At 62.0% G+C, this 14,932-nt stretch carries 14 protein-coding genes; 13 read left to right on the top strand and 1 reads right to left on the bottom strand.

Annotated features, from left to right (window positions below; all coding sequences use genetic code 11):
- Positions 1–184: 184 nt before the first annotated feature.
- The 7 genes from phnK (at position 185) to phnE (ACSQ2A_RS13940) (ending at position 6,727) form a co-directional block, all read left to right on the top strand.
- On the top strand, positions 185–961 hold the full coding sequence (gene phnK / locus ACSQ2A_RS13970; RefSeq protein ID WP_436072718.1) for a phosphonate C-P lyase system protein PhnK: 777 nt from the start codon (positions 185–187) through the stop codon (positions 959–961).
- Positions 961–1,665: a phosphonate C-P lyase system protein PhnL gene (phnL, locus tag ACSQ2A_RS13965; protein ID WP_436072717.1), complete on the top strand. Its 705-nt coding sequence runs from the start codon at positions 961–963 to the stop codon at positions 1,663–1,665. The genes phnK and phnL overlap by 1 nt, the downstream gene beginning before the upstream one ends.
- On the top strand, positions 1,662–2,273 hold the full coding sequence (locus ACSQ2A_RS13960; RefSeq protein ID WP_436072716.1) for a DapH/DapD/GlmU-related protein: 612 nt from the start codon (positions 1,662–1,664) through the stop codon (positions 2,271–2,273). The genes phnL and ACSQ2A_RS13960 overlap by 4 nt, the downstream gene beginning before the upstream one ends.
- 207 nt (positions 2,274–2,480) lie before the next feature.
- Positions 2,481–3,308, top strand: a complete 828-nt coding sequence (gene phnC / locus ACSQ2A_RS13955; RefSeq protein ID WP_295414959.1) for a phosphonate ABC transporter ATP-binding protein — start codon at positions 2,481–2,483, stop codon at positions 3,306–3,308.
- 55 nt (positions 3,309–3,363) lie between these two features.
- Positions 3,364–4,272 carry a phosphonate ABC transporter substrate-binding protein gene (gene phnD / locus ACSQ2A_RS13950; RefSeq protein ID WP_295414957.1) on the top strand — a complete coding sequence of 303 codons (909 nt, stop codon included), beginning with the start codon at positions 3,364–3,366 and terminating at the stop codon, positions 4,270–4,272.
- A 135-nt stretch (positions 4,273–4,407) separates the two neighbouring features.
- Positions 4,408–5,382 carry a phosphonate ABC transporter, permease protein PhnE gene (phnE, locus tag ACSQ2A_RS13945; RefSeq protein WP_295414955.1) on the top strand — a complete coding sequence of 325 codons (975 nt, stop codon included), beginning with the start codon at positions 4,408–4,410 and terminating at the stop codon, positions 5,380–5,382.
- Between the two features lies 1 nt (position 5,383).
- On the top strand, positions 5,384–6,727 hold the full coding sequence (phnE, locus tag ACSQ2A_RS13940; protein WP_436072715.1) for a phosphonate ABC transporter, permease protein PhnE: 1,344 nt from the start codon (positions 5,384–5,386) through the stop codon (positions 6,725–6,727).
- Positions 6,728–6,747: 20 nt separating this feature from the next.
- On the opposite strand, the gene ACSQ2A_RS13935 is transcribed toward phnE (ACSQ2A_RS13940), so the two are convergent.
- Complete coding sequence (locus tag ACSQ2A_RS13935) at positions 6,748–7,530, bottom strand: TetR/AcrR family transcriptional regulator (protein ID WP_436072714.1); 783 nt, start codon at positions 7,528–7,530, stop codon at positions 6,748–6,750.
- Between the two features lie 166 nt (positions 7,531–7,696).
- Here ACSQ2A_RS13935 and ACSQ2A_RS13930 point away from each other — a divergent pair, with 166 nt between their 5' ends.
- The 6 genes from ACSQ2A_RS13930 to ACSQ2A_RS13905 all read left to right on the top strand — a co-directional run bounded on the left by ACSQ2A_RS13930 (position 7,697) and on the right by ACSQ2A_RS13905 (position 14,918).
- Positions 7,697–8,656: an ATP-binding cassette domain-containing protein gene (locus ACSQ2A_RS13930; protein WP_436072713.1), complete on the top strand. Its 960-nt coding sequence runs from the start codon at positions 7,697–7,699 to the stop codon at positions 8,654–8,656.
- Positions 8,657–8,669: 13 nt separating this feature from the next.
- Positions 8,670–9,425 (top strand): ABC transporter permease, encoded by a 756-nt coding sequence (locus ACSQ2A_RS13925; RefSeq protein WP_436072712.1) that lies wholly within the window; start codon positions 8,670–8,672, stop codon positions 9,423–9,425.
- 9 nt (positions 9,426–9,434) lie between these two features.
- Positions 9,435–11,693, top strand: coding sequence for an ATP-binding cassette domain-containing protein (locus ACSQ2A_RS13920; protein WP_436072711.1), 2,259 nt, complete (start codon positions 9,435–9,437; stop codon positions 11,691–11,693).
- Positions 11,694–11,871: 178 nt separating this feature from the next.
- Positions 11,872–13,029, top strand: coding sequence for a glycosyl transferase family 1 (locus ACSQ2A_RS13915; RefSeq protein WP_436072710.1), 1,158 nt, complete (start codon positions 11,872–11,874; stop codon positions 13,027–13,029).
- On the top strand, positions 13,026–14,021 hold the full coding sequence (locus ACSQ2A_RS13910; RefSeq protein WP_436072709.1) for a glycosyltransferase family 2 protein: 996 nt from the start codon (positions 13,026–13,028) through the stop codon (positions 14,019–14,021). The genes ACSQ2A_RS13915 and ACSQ2A_RS13910 overlap by 4 nt, the downstream gene beginning before the upstream one ends.
- A gap of 6 nt (positions 14,022–14,027) precedes the next feature.
- Positions 14,028–14,918 carry a glycosyltransferase gene (locus ACSQ2A_RS13905; protein WP_436072708.1) on the top strand — a complete coding sequence of 297 codons (891 nt, stop codon included), beginning with the start codon at positions 14,028–14,030 and terminating at the stop codon, positions 14,916–14,918.
- Positions 14,919–14,932: the final 14 nt, after the last annotated feature.

Below are 14,932 nucleotides of genomic sequence, written 5' to 3'. Positions count from 1 at the left end.
ACTACAGCGAACGGTAGCTCTGTTCCTCTCCCCCTCGGGGAGAGGTGGCTCGGCGAAGCCGAGTCGGTGAGGGGGATCTCTCCACTCTCGCTGAAGCGTCCCCCTCATCCGGCGCTGCGCGCCACCTTCTCCCCGAGGGGGAGAAGAATACGGTCCGTGTTTGCCTCACGCTCTGGAGCTTTCAATGTCTGACGAACCGCTGCTGCGTGTAAGCAACCTGACCAAATATTACGGCTCGCGGCTTGGCTGTGCCGATGTCAATTTCGAGCTTTATCCGGGCGAAGTGCTGGCGATTGTCGGCGAGAGCGGCTCGGGGAAGACGACGCTGCTCAATACGCTTTCGGCCAATCTCGAACCGAGTTCGGGCGAGGCGCTCTATCGGATGCGCGATGAGAGCTGGCGCAATATTTATGAGCTTAGTGAGGCCGAGAGGCGTTTTCTGACGCGGACGGACTGGGGTTTTGTGCACCAGAACCCCGCCGATGGGCTGCGCATGACGGTTTCGGCGGGCGCCAATGTCGGCGAGCGGTTGATGGCGGTGGGCGATCGGCACTATGGCAAAATCCGCGACACGGCGCTCGATTGGCTCGGGCGCGTGGAAATTGCGGCGGACCGGATCGACGATCAGCCGCGGAGTTTTTCGGGCGGTATGCGGCAGCGTTTGCAGATTGCGCGCAATCTCGTGACCGGGCCGCGGCTGGTGTTCATGGATGAGCCGACTGGCGGGCTCGACGTGTCGGTGCAGGCGAGGTTGCTCGATCTGCTGCGGCAGTTGGTGGGCGAGCTGGGGCTTTCGGCCATTGTCGTGACCCATGACCTGGCTGTCGCACGGCTGTTGTCGCACCGCATGATTGTGATGAAGGGCGGCCATGTGATCGAGGCGGGGCTGACCGACCGGGTGCTCGACGATCCGCGCGAGCCCTATACCCAGCTTCTCGTCAGCTCGATCCTGCAGGTGTGATGATGACCGCTCTATCCGTAAGAAATCTAGCGAAAACCTTCACCATGCACCTCCGTGGTGGGATCAGCCTGCCGGTGGTGGAAAATGTCACGTTCGACATCAATGCCGGCGAATGTGTCGTGCTGGGCGGACCTTCGGGCGCTGGCAAGTCGTCCATTCTGAAAATGGTCTATGGGAACTATGGCGTCGATAGCGGCGAAGTTCTCATTGCCCATGATGGGCAACAAGTCGATCTCGCCAGTGCCGATCCACGGACTGTGCTTACCCTGCGTCGCGATGCCATTGGCTATGTCAGCCAGTTTTTGCGCACGGTGCCGCGTGTTTCGGCGCTGGACGTGGTGGCCGAACCGCTGGTGGTGCGTGGGACCGACAAAGAAGAAGCCCAGAGACGCGCCGGCGAAATGTTGAGCCGGCTCAATCTGCCGGAGCGGCTGTGGAGCCTGCCGCCGGCGACGTTTTCGGGTGGCGAGCAGCAGCGCGTGAATATCGCGCGTGGCTTTATCACGCATCATCCGGTGTTGCTGCTGGACGAACCGACGGCGTCGCTCGATGCGGCCAATCGGGCGGTGGTGGTGGGCATGATCGCGCAGAAGAAGCGCGAGGGTGTCGCCATGCTCGGGATTTTCCATGACGAAGACGTGCGGGCGGAAGTGGCCGACCGGATCGTCGATGTGACAGGCTTTGCGCCGAAGGTGGCAGCATGAAGAAGTTGAGTGAAACGCCGTCGGTGCATGAGACGGCGAAGGTGAACCAGTCGACGCTGGGGAAATACACCGAGGTCGGGGCGTTCTGCCATGTCGCCTATTCGACCATGGGCGACTATTCCTACTGTGTCAGCGGTACGCAGATCGCCTATTCGACGATCGGGAAGTTTTCCAATATCGCCGCCAATGTGCGCATTTACGCGAGCATGCATCCGATGGAGCGGGCTTCGCTCCATCACTTCACCTATCGCTCGGCACAGTATTTTGAGGGCGAGGAGGATGATGCCTCGTTCTTCGAGTGGCGCGAGAGTTCGCCGATCAGTGTCGGGCACGATACCTGGATCGGGCATGGTGCGGTGATCATGCCGGGGGTGAAGATTGGCAATGGGGCGATTATTGGCTCCAATGCGGTGGTGACCAAGGATGTGGCGGATTTTGCCATTGCCGTGGGCGTGCCGGCCAAGACGATCAGGCAGCGGTTTTCCGATCCGATTGCCAGCCGGCTCGATGCGTTGAAGTGGTGGGACTGGAGCCACGAGCAATTGCATGTGGCGCTGCCGGATTTCCGGACGCTCGGGATCGAGGCTTTTCTCGAGAAATATGAGTGAACGTTGTCACGACACGATCCCCGCGCAAGCGGGGATTTTCGTTTGTGACGCTTCGTTAGGAGATTTCCGAAGGCGCGTCAGGGCCGGATTTGCTGACGCGGCACTGTGACAGCCCCGGTGGATGGTCATGGAACCGTCATCCAACCGTTATGCTGACGTTATGCATGGCCCTTAGGTGTCGCCCATCTCAAAGGCGGGGCGCCAAGCATGCTCAAGATTTCGCACGTTACACGACGCTTCGGTGACAAGGTCGCCGTCAATGATGTGACGCTCGAAATTCCGCAGGGCCAGATGGTCGGTATTATCGGCCGCTCGGGCGCCGGCAAGTCGACGCTGCTGCGCATGATCAACCGTCTCAATGACGTGTCGTCGGGCTATATCGAATATGACGGCGTGAAGACGTCGGAGCTGCGCGGCAAGGCGCTGCGTGCCTGGCAGCGCGACTGCGCCATGATCTTCCAGCAGTTCAACCTCGTGCCGCGCCTTGATGTCATCACCAATGTGATGCTCGGCCGGCTCAATGGCCGCAATCCGGTTCTTAATTTGCTTCAGGTGTTCACACCTGAGGAGCAATTCGAGGCGCTTAAGGCGTTGGAGCGGCTTGATATTGCGCAGACCGCGACGCAGTGGGCGCAGACGCTTTCGGGCGGTCAGCAGCAGCGCGTGGCCATTGCCCGGGCGCTGATGCAAAATCCAAAGATGATCCTGGCGGACGAACCGATCGCCAGCCTCGATCCGCGCAATGCGCAGATCGTCATGGACTCTCTCCGTGACATCAATGCCGAAGGCATCACCGTCATCACCAACCTCCACACGCTCGATACGGCGCGCGCTTACTGCGAACGCATCGTCGGCATGGCGCAGGGGCAAGTGGTTTTTGACGGTACGCCTGACGAGCTGACGACGGACGTCGCTCGCACCATCTACGGCGCCGATGGTTTGAAGGAGGCTTTCTCGGAAGCCATGACCTCGACCTCGATCGCGCCCGTCCAATTCCTGCCGCGTACGCCGACCAACGCGCAGCAGGCTCCCTAAGTCATCGGCCCTTGGAGGCTGAAGACCTATCCCGCGTCACCAAAGGAGACTTCCCGTGTCCGCGATCCGTAAACTGCTCCTGGCCTCCGTGGCCCTCTCGATGTCTTCAGCTGCTTTCGCCCAGGACGTCACCGTCCTCCGTATCGGCCTCGATGGCGGCGAAAACGAAGCCGACCAGCTGCGTCGTTCGGAATGCGTCGCCGAGCCGCTGAAGGCTGCGACCGGCGTTTCGGAAGTCCAGTTCTTCCCGTCGCCCGACTATAACGGCATCATCCAGGGCCTGCTCGGTGGCACCATCGACATCGCCATCATGGGCGCTTCGTCCTATGCCGCCATCTACCTCCAGGATCCGGAAGCCGTTGACCCGGTGCTTACAACCCAGCAGGCTGACGGTTCGACCGGCTACCACACGATCATGGTTGCTCGCGCTGACTCGGGCATCACCGATCTCGCTTCGACCAAGGGCAAGAAGCTCGGCTTTGCTGACCCGGATTCGACCTCCGGCTACCTGATCCCGAACGTTTCGCTGCCGACCGATATCGGTGCTCCGATCGCTGAATTCTATGGCGAAACCGGCTTTGGCGGCGGCCACGAAAACCTCGTGCTCGGCGTTCTCGACGGCACCTGGGATGTTGGCACCACCTTCGGTTCGGGCCAGGGCGAATTCTCGGAAGGCTACACTTCCGGCAACCTGCGCATCATGGTCGACAAGGGGCTCCTCGACATGGACGACCTGGTTGAAGTCTGGCAGTCGCCGATCATCCCGAACGGCCCGCTGATGGTTTCCAACAAGCTCCCGGCTGAAACGAAGGCTCAGGTTACCGCCTTCTTCAAGGCCCTGCCGGAAACCGACTTCGAATGCTTCGACGCGTTCACCGCTGGTGGCTACACCAACTTCGTCGACGCCGGCCAGCCGCTCTACCAGACCATCATCGACGCTCGTAAGTCGGTGATCGGCGGTTAATTTCTTACTGGGAGAGGCAGGTCAGTCCTGCCTCTCTTCCTGTTTTAGCACGACGTCACCCCCGCGAAAGCGGGGGTCTCTGCAAGAGAGATTCCCGCTTTCGCGGGAATGACGCGGTGGAATGGATGACTGCCCATGGCCGATACCACCCACAGTTCGACTGGACTTTCGCCGGCGGGCGCGACGCTGCTGGAGCATTATCGCAGCCAGGTGATGACGCGGCGGATCTATACGATCCTCGTCGTCGTGGGCGTTTTGGTCGCGCTGTTTGCGGCGATGTCCTATGCCAATTCGGCCAATTCGGGGAAGTTCTTCGAACGCCTCCCCTATATGTTCGATTTCATCAAGAATTTTATGCCGCGCGATCCGTTCGAGATCTTCCGCGCGATGTTCGGGATCGAGTCGCCCTATTTCGATGGGTCAGCGAAGTATGACTATACGTCGAGCAATATCTGGCTGACCGATACGATCTATATTCCGAATTTCATCTACCAGCTGATCGTGACGGTGAATATCGCCATTGTCTCGACCATCATTGGTGGCGCCTTTGCCTTCTGCCTGTGCTTTTTCGCAGCCACGAACCTTGTTGGCGCGGGGCCGGTGCGTTGGGTCGTTCGCCGCATCATGGAAGTGATGCGTGCTTTCCCGGAAATCGTTATCGCTGGCCTGCTTACTGCCGTGCTCTCCATCGGGCCGATCGCGGCTATCGCGGCGGTGTCGCTGCATACGGTGGGTGCGCTCGGAAAGCTGTTCTTCGAGGTGGTGGAAAATGCCGACATGAAGCCCGATGAGGGGCTGAAGTCGGTCGGCGCGAGCTGGCTGGAGCGCGTGCGCTTCGCCATCGTGCCGCAGGTGATGCCGAACTTTGTTTCGTATGGGCTGCTGCGCATGGAGATCAATGTGCGCGCCTCGACCATTATCGGTGCAGTGGGTGGCGGCGGTATCGGCGAGGTGTTTCGCCTGTCGATCGGGCGCGATTATGCGGCCCAGACTTATGCGATCATCATTCTCCTGCTCGTGACCATCATTGCCATCGACCAGCTTTCGGGCTGGCTGCGCCGGCGCCTGGTGGGCGATGCAAGCTTCAATTTCGGAAAGGCGAGCGTGTAATATGTCAGCGATCAGTGCTGCCGAGCGCGCTCGGCTCGAACAGAAGTTTCCCGAGGTGTTCAAGACCTCGTTCCTGAAGCGCCACGGCCTGATCGTCGGGCTCGGCGTGACGGTGGCCTATCTCGTTTTCTGCTGGTTCTTCTTCAATGTCGGGCCGGCATTGCAGAACGGCAAATGGGATCGCGCCTCGATCTATGTGCAGGACTGGTATAGCTGGCGTGCCACGCCGCGCCTGCGCTTTGGCGAGGATGGGACGATCACGCCGCAATGGTCGAGCCGCGGGCAGTACCCGGTGGGCGCGACGATCGACTGGCTGACGGCGCATGAAGATGGCAGCGTGACGGTTACCTTTGGTAGCGAGGCCGATCGGCTCGATATCACGACCACCGAGGTCAATGTCTTTGTCGGTGGCGAAGCCTGGCCGGTTGCCATTACCGAGAATGCGGCGATTGCGCCGGAAGGCGTGCCGGCTGCGATCCAGCAGGACGGCCAGAAGGTGATCGTCGATTTCGGCTTCGCCGGTCAGGCCGAGATCCGCGACAATCAGGTCTATGTGCAGCGCCGGTTCTTCGGCTGGGCGAACTTCCTCTTCGATCCGAAGTCGCCGCTCTGGGGCCATGATCTCTTCTCTTCGATCGGGCTGATGTTCTCGGGTGACCGGGTCAATCCCGAGATGTCGAATGCGCAGTTCGTCGTCAACCAGTGGCTCAATAACCAGGCCTGGCAGCATGCGGATATTCTCGTAAAGCTGTTCCAGACGCTGGTGATGGCTTTCGTCGGTACGCTCTTGGCGACGCTGCTGGCCTTCCCGTTGGCTTTCTTTGCGGCGCGGACGATTACGCCGAACCGGACGACCAACTGGCTGATGAAGCGGTTCTTCGACTTCATCCGCTCGGTCGACATGCTGATCTGGGCGTTGTTCTTTACCCGTGGCTTTGGCCCCGGCCCGATCCCCGGCATTGCGGCGATCTTCTTCACCGATACCGGTGCGCTCGGGAAGGTCTATGCCGAGGCGCTGGAGAATGTGGACGACAAGCAGCGCGAGGGCATGAAGTCGGTGGGTGCGAGTCCGGCTTCGGTCAATCGCTATGGCGTGGTGCCGCAGGTGCTGCCGGTGTTCGTGTCGCAGTCGCTCTACTTTTGGGAGAGCAATACGCGCTCGGCCACGGTGATCGGTGCCGTGGGTGCGGGTGGTATTGGTTTGAAGCTGCTCGAATCCATGGGCACCAATTCGGACTGGGACAAGGTGGCCTATATGGTGCTGCTGATCCTGTTTGTGGTGTTCCTGTTCGACAATATGAGTACGGCGATCCGCCAGAGGCTGATCGGCGGAACCGGGCACTAAGAGATTTGAGAGGCGGCGTTCTAGGGCGCCGCCTTTGTCTTGCTGGCAATCAGCACGCCCAGGCCATCGAGCAGGCGCTCCAAGCCGAAATCGAAGGCCATGTCGGGATTGCCGAGGCCGTAGAGTTCGCCGACGACTGGGCCGACGCGGCTTGAGACCGGGTAGGGCGAGAAGTCGATCGTCTCGAGGAATGGGGCGATGGTGTACCACCACTCATCGTCGCTGAGGCCTGTCAGGGCCTTGACCTGGCTGGCGCGCAGGACGTCGCGCACGGCGCCGTGGACATAGTTGGCGACCATCGAGACCGAGAGGTCCATTTCGACTTCGCTCAGCCCCAGCCCGTCAAAGGTGCTGAGGAAATGTTCGTAAGCCTTGATCGTGTTGGGGCCGAGAACGGGCCTGTGGCTGCTCAACTGCAAAGTCCATGGATGGCGCAGGAAGAAGGCGCGGTATTCGCGGGCCACGAGGGCGACATTGTCACGCCACCGGGTCGGGTCGAAATTCATCGAGGCGGGGCTTTCGCCCTCGGCGGGTCCCGAGACGGCGTCGAGCATGAGGTCGAGCAGGACGGCCTTGTCGGGGATGTGCGTGTAGAAGCTCATGGGTGAGATGCCCACGGCTTCGGCGACGCGGCGTGTCGAGACAGCCTCGATTCCTTCGGCATCGGCGATGGCTATGGCGGCATTGACGAGGTCGCGCAGGTCCACACGGGATTTTGGGCCACGGCGCGGCGGTTCGGTGCGGCCCCACATGAGATGCAGGGTTTTCAGGGGGTCTCCGCGCCCGGCAATGTCGTCGGCCATCTAGTCCTCAAATAACTATTTACACCGTACGGCGTTTTGATTAAACCCTGTGCGGCGTACGAAGTTATAGGCCTTCGTGCGGAAATGTCGAGAACACTGTCGAAATGGAGCTTGCTGACACGTCATGTCAGCGAGGCCGGAGCAGTGTGTTCAAGCGGAGAGAAAAATGATCCATGCAAGGGACCTCGTCCGGACTTTCAAGAGCAAAACCGGTCCGGTGGAAGCGGTGCGCGGGCTTAACCTCGATGTGGCCGAGGGGGAGCTGGTGGCCTTCCTCGGGCCCAATGGGGCGGGCAAATCGACATCGGTGCGCATGCTGACCACGCTGCTGCCGCCGACATCGGGCAGCGCCAATGTCGGCGGGTTCGATGTGGTGGGCGAGCCGGCAGAGGTGCGGCGGCGCATTGGCTATGTGGGGCAGGGGACGGCCTCGGGGCCCTATCACCGGGTGCGCGACGAGCTGGTGACGCAGGGCAAGGCGCAGCGGCTGGGGACAGCGGCGGCGAAGAAGCGTGCGGATGAATTGCTGGGCATGCTGGAGCTTGATGGCCTGGCGGATCGGGATTGTGCTTCGCTCTCGGGCGGGCAGAAGCGGCGGCTGGATGTGGCGCTGGGGTTGATGCATACCCCGCCTATCCTCTTTCTCGATGAACCCTCGACAGGGCTCGATCCGCATAGCCGGGCCAATCTCTGGGATCATATCCTGAAACTCCGCCGGCAATCGGGAATGACCATTTTCCTGACCACGCATTATCTCGACGAGGCCGACACCATGGCCGAGCGGGTGATGGTGATGGACAATGGCGTGCTCATTGCCGACGACACGCCGGCGCGGCTCAAGGCGGATCTGGCGGGGGACGCCATTCATGTCAGCGTGCTCTGCGAGGATCAGGCGGCATTGGCGGGTGGGATTGCCCGGAACTTGCCGGGGGCGCGTGACGCCAAGGTGGAGGGGCGTAACCTGACCGTGGCGCTGCCGGACGGAGAGGCGCTGCTGCCAGAGTTCATTCGGCGACTGCACCAGGAGGGGATCGAAGCGATCAGCGCCCGTGTGGAGCGGCCGACGCTGGATGATGTGTTTTTGGGGCTGACGGGCCGTTCGCTGCGCGAAAGCGCGCCGGTCTGAGGAGGATCAGAAAATGGCTTTTCTTTCGGACACGACTATTTCCTTCCGGCGCGAAATCGGCCCGACGCTGCGGAGCTGGTATTACATTGTCTTCGGGCTGGTGCAGCCGCTGCTTTACCTGGCGCTGTTCGTGCCGCTGCTGGGCAGTGTTCCCGGGCCGGATGGGGCGAGCCCGTTGCAATGGTTCGTGCCGGGCATGGTGGTCATGCTGGTGCTGTTCACCACCGTTTCCTGCGGCTGGGCGCTGACCGAAGAGCTGATGAGCGGCAGTTTTGAGCGCTTTCTTGCAACGCCGATGAGCCGACCGGCCATCATGGTGGGGCGGGCGCTCAAGGAACTGATGCCGCTACTGGTGCAGGCGCTGATCCTGATCGTGGTGGCGGTGCCGTTCGGCTTGGCTTTGCATCCATTGCAGATGTTGTTGGGCCTGGCTCTGCTGATGCTCTTTGGTGTGGGGGTGGCCTCGCTTTCTTACGCTTTGGCCATTGCCTCCAAGCATGATGGCTCGCTGTTCTATCTCGTCAGCCACTCCGTCTCGCTGCCACTGATGCTGCTCGGCGGGGTGTTGCTGCCCATGACCAATGCGCCGGGCTGGCTCTATACGTTGAGCCGGTTCAATCCGCTGACCTATCTCGTCGAGGCGGAGCGGGCGCTGTTCGCCGGTAATTTCGCCGATCTCTCAGTCTTGTACGGCGCGCTGGTTGCCGTCATCGTCGCCGCTGTCGGCCTGGCCGTCGGCGTCAGTCAAATTCGCAAAGCCTCGCTTTAGGGAGCAACAATGTCCGACACTACGCCTTACGGCTCGATCATCATTCGCGGGGCAAGGGAGAACAATCTCAGGGATGTGTCGCTCGATATTCCGAAGCGCAAGATCACGGTGTTTACCGGGGTTTCGGGATCGGGAAAATCGTCGCTGGTGTTCGGGACCATTGCGGCGGAAAGCCAGCGGCTGATCAACGAGACTTATCCCGCCTTCGTGCAGCAGTTCATGCCGCGCTATGGGCAGCCGGATGCCGATCAGCTCGAGAACATTTCGGCGGCGATTATTGTCGACCAGCAGCGGCTGGGGGGCAATTCGCGTTCGACCGTGGCGACGGTGACCGATGCGGCGCAGATGTTGCGGGTGCTGTTTTCGCGATTGGCGGAGCCGAAGCTGGGGGCGCCTTCGCTCTACTCCTACAATGATCCGCGCGGCATGTGCCCCGATTGCGAAGGCATCGGGCAGGTGGCGGCTATGGATATGTCGGCCGTGGTGGACGAGAGCAAGTCGCTTAGGGATGGTGCGCTGCTGCCCAAGGACTTTTCGGTCGACAGCTGGTGGTGGGAAATCTTCGCCAATTCGGGCCTGTTCGACATGGACAAGCCGATCAGGGACTATTCCGAGGAAGAACGCTTCAATCTCTTCCACCTCAATGATGGCCGCAAGATCAAGGTGGGCAAGATCGGGCTGACCTATGAGGGGGTGGTCTCGCGGCTCAAGACCGGGCTCGGATCGAAGGACCCGGAAAGCCTGCAGCCGCACGTGCTGCGCGAGTACGAGAAGATTTTTACCCGCGCCGTCTGTCCGGCTTGTCACGGGACGCGGCTCAATCAGGCGGCGCTGACGTCCACTATCAAGGGTAAGTCGATTGCCGATCTATCCGGTATGCAGGTGAGCGATCTGGCGCCGTTTATTCGCTCCATCGAGGCGCCGCAGGTGGGGCCGATGCTGGAGGCGCTGGCGCTGCGGCTTGAGAACCTCGTGACCATTGGGCTCGGGTATTTGAGCCTTGATCGGGAGAGTTCGACGCTGTCGGGCGGGGAGAGCCAACGGGTGAAGATGGTGCGGCATCTGGGGTCGTCGCTGACCGATATCACCTATGTCTTCGACGAGCCTTCGGTGGGGTTGCATCCGCATGATGTGGGACGGCTGGCGGGGCTGATGACGCAGCTCCGGGACAAGGGCAATACGGTGCTCATTGTCGAGCACAAGCCGGACATGATCGCGATTGCCGACCATGTGGTCGATATGGGGCCGTTCGCTGGCTCCAAAGGCGGAGAGGTGGTTTATGAGGGCGATTTTGCGGGGCTGCTGGGTTCGGGGACGCTGACCGGGAACCACATGAAGAAGCATCAGCCGATCAAGGACAAGGTGCGGGCGGCCAAGGGCGAGGCGCTGAAGATCGAGAAGGCGGGGATCAATAACCTGAAGGATGTGTCGGTTGCTATTCCGCGCGGGGTGCTTACGGCGGTGACGGGTGTGGCCGGGTCGGGGAAATCGAGCCTGATCCAGGGATGTTTGCCCACGGCTTATCCAGACACGATCATCATCGACCAGAACCTGGCGCGGGGGTCGCGGCGGAGCAATACGGCGACCTATACGGGCATTCTGGACAATGTGCGGAAGGCGTTTGCGAAGGCCAATGGGGTTGAGGCGTCGCTGTTTTCCGCCAATTCCAAGGGGGCGTGTCCGGACTGCAATGGGCTCGGGGTGATCTATACCGATCTTGCGCATTTGGATCCGATGGTGACGACTTGCGAGACCTGCGAGGGGAAGCGGTTCCTGCCGGAAGTGCTGGCGCATGAGCTGCGCGGCAAGTCGATTGCCGATGTCTATGAGATGAGTATCGAGGACGCGGCGAAGTTCTTTACCGAGCCGGCGGTGGCGAAAATCCTGCAAGGGTTGGTGGATGTGGGGCTGGGCTATCTGACGCTGGGGCAGCCGCTGTCCACTCTGTCGGGCGGGGAGCGGCAGCGGCTGAAGCTGGCGGCGGAGCTGGGCAGACAAGGCAATATCTATGTGCTCGACGAGCCCACGACGGGGCTGCACATGAACGACGTCGATACGCTGATCGGGTTGTTTGACCGGCTGGTGGAGGCGGGGTCTTCGGTGATTGTCATCGAGCATAATCTCGATGTGATTTCGCGCGCCGACTGGGTGATCGACCTGGGGCCGGGGGCGGGGAATGAAGGCGGGAATGTGCAGTTTGAAGGCGTTCCGGCGGATCTCGCCAAGGCAAAACACTCCTTGACCGGGCAGCATCTGGCAGCGCGATAAGGATTCGACTTGTGGCAGTGGCGGGGCGGGGTGGCGCAAAGCCCCGCCTTGCCGCGTTTCAATTGTGGCGGCTTTGGGGCATGCGCTGCGTGCAGCGCTTCGTCCCTCTGGGTCGCGTTGACCGCATGGCTCCCAGCATCTCCACTTAGGCTCTTAGCTTTGGATGGGAGATGCGTTCTTGCCGAGAATTCTCTACCTGGTCCACAACCTCTCCGACCCCGCCGTAGCGCGGCGGTTGGCCATGCTGCGCCTCGGCGGAGCAGGGGTGGAGATAGCCGGGTTTCGTCGCGCCGATGCGCCAGTGGCGGATCTGCCGGCCGAAACTGTGGTCGAACTCGATATTACCCATGACGCGCGCATGCTGCAGCGGCTGCTGGCGACGCTGAAGGCGCGCTATGGCGCCAAGCGCTGGGCCAAGGCGCTGGTGCGGCCGGATGTGATCATTGCGCGCAATCTCGAAATGCTGGCGGTGGCCGAGGGGCTGCTGTCGCTTTGGGATGAGCCGCCGGCGCTGGTCTATGAATGCCTCGATATCCATCGGCTGATGTTGCGGCAGGACAGGCTGGGGCGCGGCATGCGGGCCGTGGAGCAGCGGCTGATGCAGAAGGCTAATCTGCTGATTACGAGTTCGCCGGCTTTTCTTGAGCGCTATTTTGACGAGCAGGGAGCGCCGCCGGCGCTGCTGATCGAGAACAAGGTTTTTGCGCCTGGGCATGATGCCGTCGGGCGCAATTCGGCGCTGGATGGCGTCGAGGGTCCGGTGCAGCTCGGCTGGTTTGGGGCGCTGCGGTGCAGGAAGTCGCTGGCGGCGCTGGATGGCGTTTCGCGGGCGCTGGGCGGCAAGCTGGAGGTGACCCTGCGGGGGCGGCCGGCGGTGACGGAGTTCGAGGATTTTGAGGGCACCGTCAAGGCGGCACCGCATGTGAGCTTTGGCGGGGTGTATCGGTATCCCGATGACCTCGCCCCGATCTATTCGGGTGTGCATCTGGTCTGGGCCATCGACTTCTTCGAGGAAGGGCAGAACTCGGCCTGGCTGCTGCCTAATCGGATTTACGAGGGGTGCCTCAATGGGGCGATCCCAATTGCACTGGCTGGCACCGAGACGGCGGCTTTTGTCGAGCGGCATGGGATTGGTGTCGTCATTCCGGACATCGAGCAACAAACGCTGGTCGAGTTTTTTGGCGGGATGACGCCGGAGCGGCTGCGGGAGTTGGCGGAAGCCGTTGCTGCCGTTGGAAAGCGTGCGTTCCGCTGCGAGGCCGAGGAGTGCGTGGCGCTGGTGTCGCGGCTGGCTGGTGTCGCCGGGATCAAACGAGAGACGGAGTTGGCGGCATGAGTGGCGTTCTCATCATCGTGCCGACGCTGAACGAAAGCCGGCATATCGGGCCGCTGCTGGACCTGCTGCTGGTCGAGGCGGAGGCGCTGGATGCGCGGGTGGTCGTGGCCGATGGCGGCAGCACGGACGGGACGCGGGATATCGTGCTGGCGCGGGCGGTCGAGGCGCCGCGCGTCACGCTGATGCACAATCCGCGGCGGATACAGTCGGCGGCGATCAATCTGGCCGTGGCGCAATTTGGCGATGGGATGGACTATCTCATTCGCATCGATGCGCATGGGACCTATCCCGATGATTTCTGCCGCACGCTGGTGGCTGAGGCGGAGGAGCGCGGCGTGGCCAGCGTGGTCGTGCCCATGACGACCAAGGGCCACGCCGCCTTTCAGCGCGCGGTGGCGACGGCGCAGAATTCGCCCATCGGTACCGGTGGTTCGGCGCATCGCATGGGGCTCGGTAGCGGGCCGGTTGACCATGGGCATCACGCGCTGATGCGGGTCGGTGCGTTTCGGCAGGTCGGTGGCTATGACGAGACGTTCCGCGCCAATGAGGACGCGGAGCTTGATTTCCGGCTGCGGGCGGTGGGGCACACGATCTGGCTGACCGACCGGACGGGCATGATCTATTATCCGCGTTCGACCATGGCGGGGCTGTTCCGGCAGTATTTTGGCTATGGCGGGGGCAGGGCGGCCAATATCCTGAAGCATCGGATGCGGCCGCGGCTGCGGCAGATGGCGCCGCTGGCAATTTTGCCGGTGGTGCTACTGGCGGTGTTGTCGATCTGGCACTGGGCCTTTCTCATTCCACTGGCGCTGTGGGGTGTCGGGTGCATCGCGCTCGGCATACATGCGGCGCGAAAGCACTATCCCGAATATGGCACGCCGATGGTGCTGTCTCCGCTCGTTGGCTGGGCCGCGATGATCATGCATTTCGCCTGGTCGTCCGGCTTCTGGCTGCATCTCGTCCAGCGCCCGTTTCGGCGCGAAACCGTGTGAGGCCGAATGGCACGGATCGATATCTGCATCTGCACCTTCAGGCGGCCGTTTCTGGTCGAAACGCTGCGCTCGGTGGCGCGGCTTGATCGCGGCGTGCATGAGCTGCGCGTGATCGTGGCTGACAATGACGAGGTGCCCTCGGCGCGGGAACGGGTCGAGGCGCTGCGGAAGAAAATGGGCATGCCGGTCACCTACGTGCATGCGCCGGCGGCCAATATTTGCGTCGCGCGCAATGCCTGTCTTGAAGCGGCGGATGGCGATTTCGTTGCCTTTGTCGATGACGACGAGGTGGTGAGCCAGGGCTGGCTGAAGGCTTTGCTCGAAAAGGCGCAAGCGAGTGGCGCGGCGGCGGTGCTTGGGCCGGTGCGGGCGATCTATGAGCCGGATGCACCGGAATGGATGGTCGAGGGGGATTTCCACTCGACGCTGCCGGTGTTTGTCGGCGGGGAAATTCGCACGGGCTATACCTGCAATGTGCTGATCCGCTGGGTGGCGCCGTTCCGGGCGCTGCGCTTCAATGTGGCGCTGGGCCGGTCGGGCGGGGAAGATACGGACTTTTTCTATCGGCTGACGGGGCTGGGCGGGAAGATTGACTATGCGCCGGAGGCCGTGGTCGAGGAGCCGGTGCCGGCGGCGCGGGCGAGCATGGATTGGCTGACCAAGCGCCGTCTGCGGTTTGGGCAGACGCATGGCATGCTGCTGGGCGGTGCGCGGCTCAAGAGCCTGCCGGTGGTGATGGCCAAGATTTCCTTTTGCTGTGTGATGGCCGGACTGACGGTGTTTTCGCCGGTATCGCGGCGCCGCAACTGGCTGCGCGCGGTGCTCCACATGGGCGTGGCGGGGGGCATTCTCGGCCTCGCGCAAGCTGAACATTACGGCCAGCCGGCCGCATCCTGAGCTGAAACAGCCAA

Source organism: Devosia sp. LjRoot3 (assembly GCF_964252865.1).
GTDB lineage: Bacteria > Pseudomonadota > Alphaproteobacteria > Rhizobiales > Devosiaceae > Devosia.
This window is presented reverse-complemented; position numbering and strand designations above follow the sequence as displayed.

Excerpts from the sequence above, each read along its gene's own strand:
- phnK (WP_436072718.1), top strand. The coding sequence starts at position 185 with ATGTCTGACGAACCGCTGCTGCGTGTAAGCAACCTGACCAAATATTAC.
- phnL (WP_436072717.1), top strand. The coding sequence starts at position 961 with ATGATGACCGCTCTATCCGTAAGAAATCTAGCGAAAACCTTCACCATG.
- ACSQ2A_RS13960 (WP_436072716.1), top strand. The coding sequence starts at position 1,662 with ATGAAGAAGTTGAGTGAAACGCCGTCGGTGCATGAGACGGCGAAGGTG.
- phnC (WP_295414959.1), top strand. The coding sequence starts at position 2,481 with ATGCTCAAGATTTCGCACGTTACACGACGCTTCGGTGACAAGGTCGCC.
- phnE (WP_295414955.1), top strand. The coding sequence starts at position 4,408 with ATGGCCGATACCACCCACAGTTCGACTGGACTTTCGCCGGCGGGCGCG.
- phnE (WP_436072715.1), top strand. The coding sequence starts at position 5,384 with ATGTCAGCGATCAGTGCTGCCGAGCGCGCTCGGCTCGAACAGAAGTTT.
- ACSQ2A_RS13935 (WP_436072714.1), bottom strand. The coding sequence starts at position 7,530 with ATGGCCGACGACATTGCCGGGCGCGGAGACCCCCTGAAAACCCTGCAT.
- ACSQ2A_RS13930 (WP_436072713.1), top strand. The coding sequence starts at position 7,697 with ATGATCCATGCAAGGGACCTCGTCCGGACTTTCAAGAGCAAAACCGGT.
- ACSQ2A_RS13925 (WP_436072712.1), top strand. The coding sequence starts at position 8,670 with ATGGCTTTTCTTTCGGACACGACTATTTCCTTCCGGCGCGAAATCGGC.
- ACSQ2A_RS13920 (WP_436072711.1), top strand. The coding sequence starts at position 9,435 with ATGTCCGACACTACGCCTTACGGCTCGATCATCATTCGCGGGGCAAGG.
- ACSQ2A_RS13910 (WP_436072709.1), top strand. The coding sequence starts at position 13,026 with ATGAGTGGCGTTCTCATCATCGTGCCGACGCTGAACGAAAGCCGGCAT.
- ACSQ2A_RS13905 (WP_436072708.1), top strand. The coding sequence starts at position 14,028 with ATGGCACGGATCGATATCTGCATCTGCACCTTCAGGCGGCCGTTTCTG.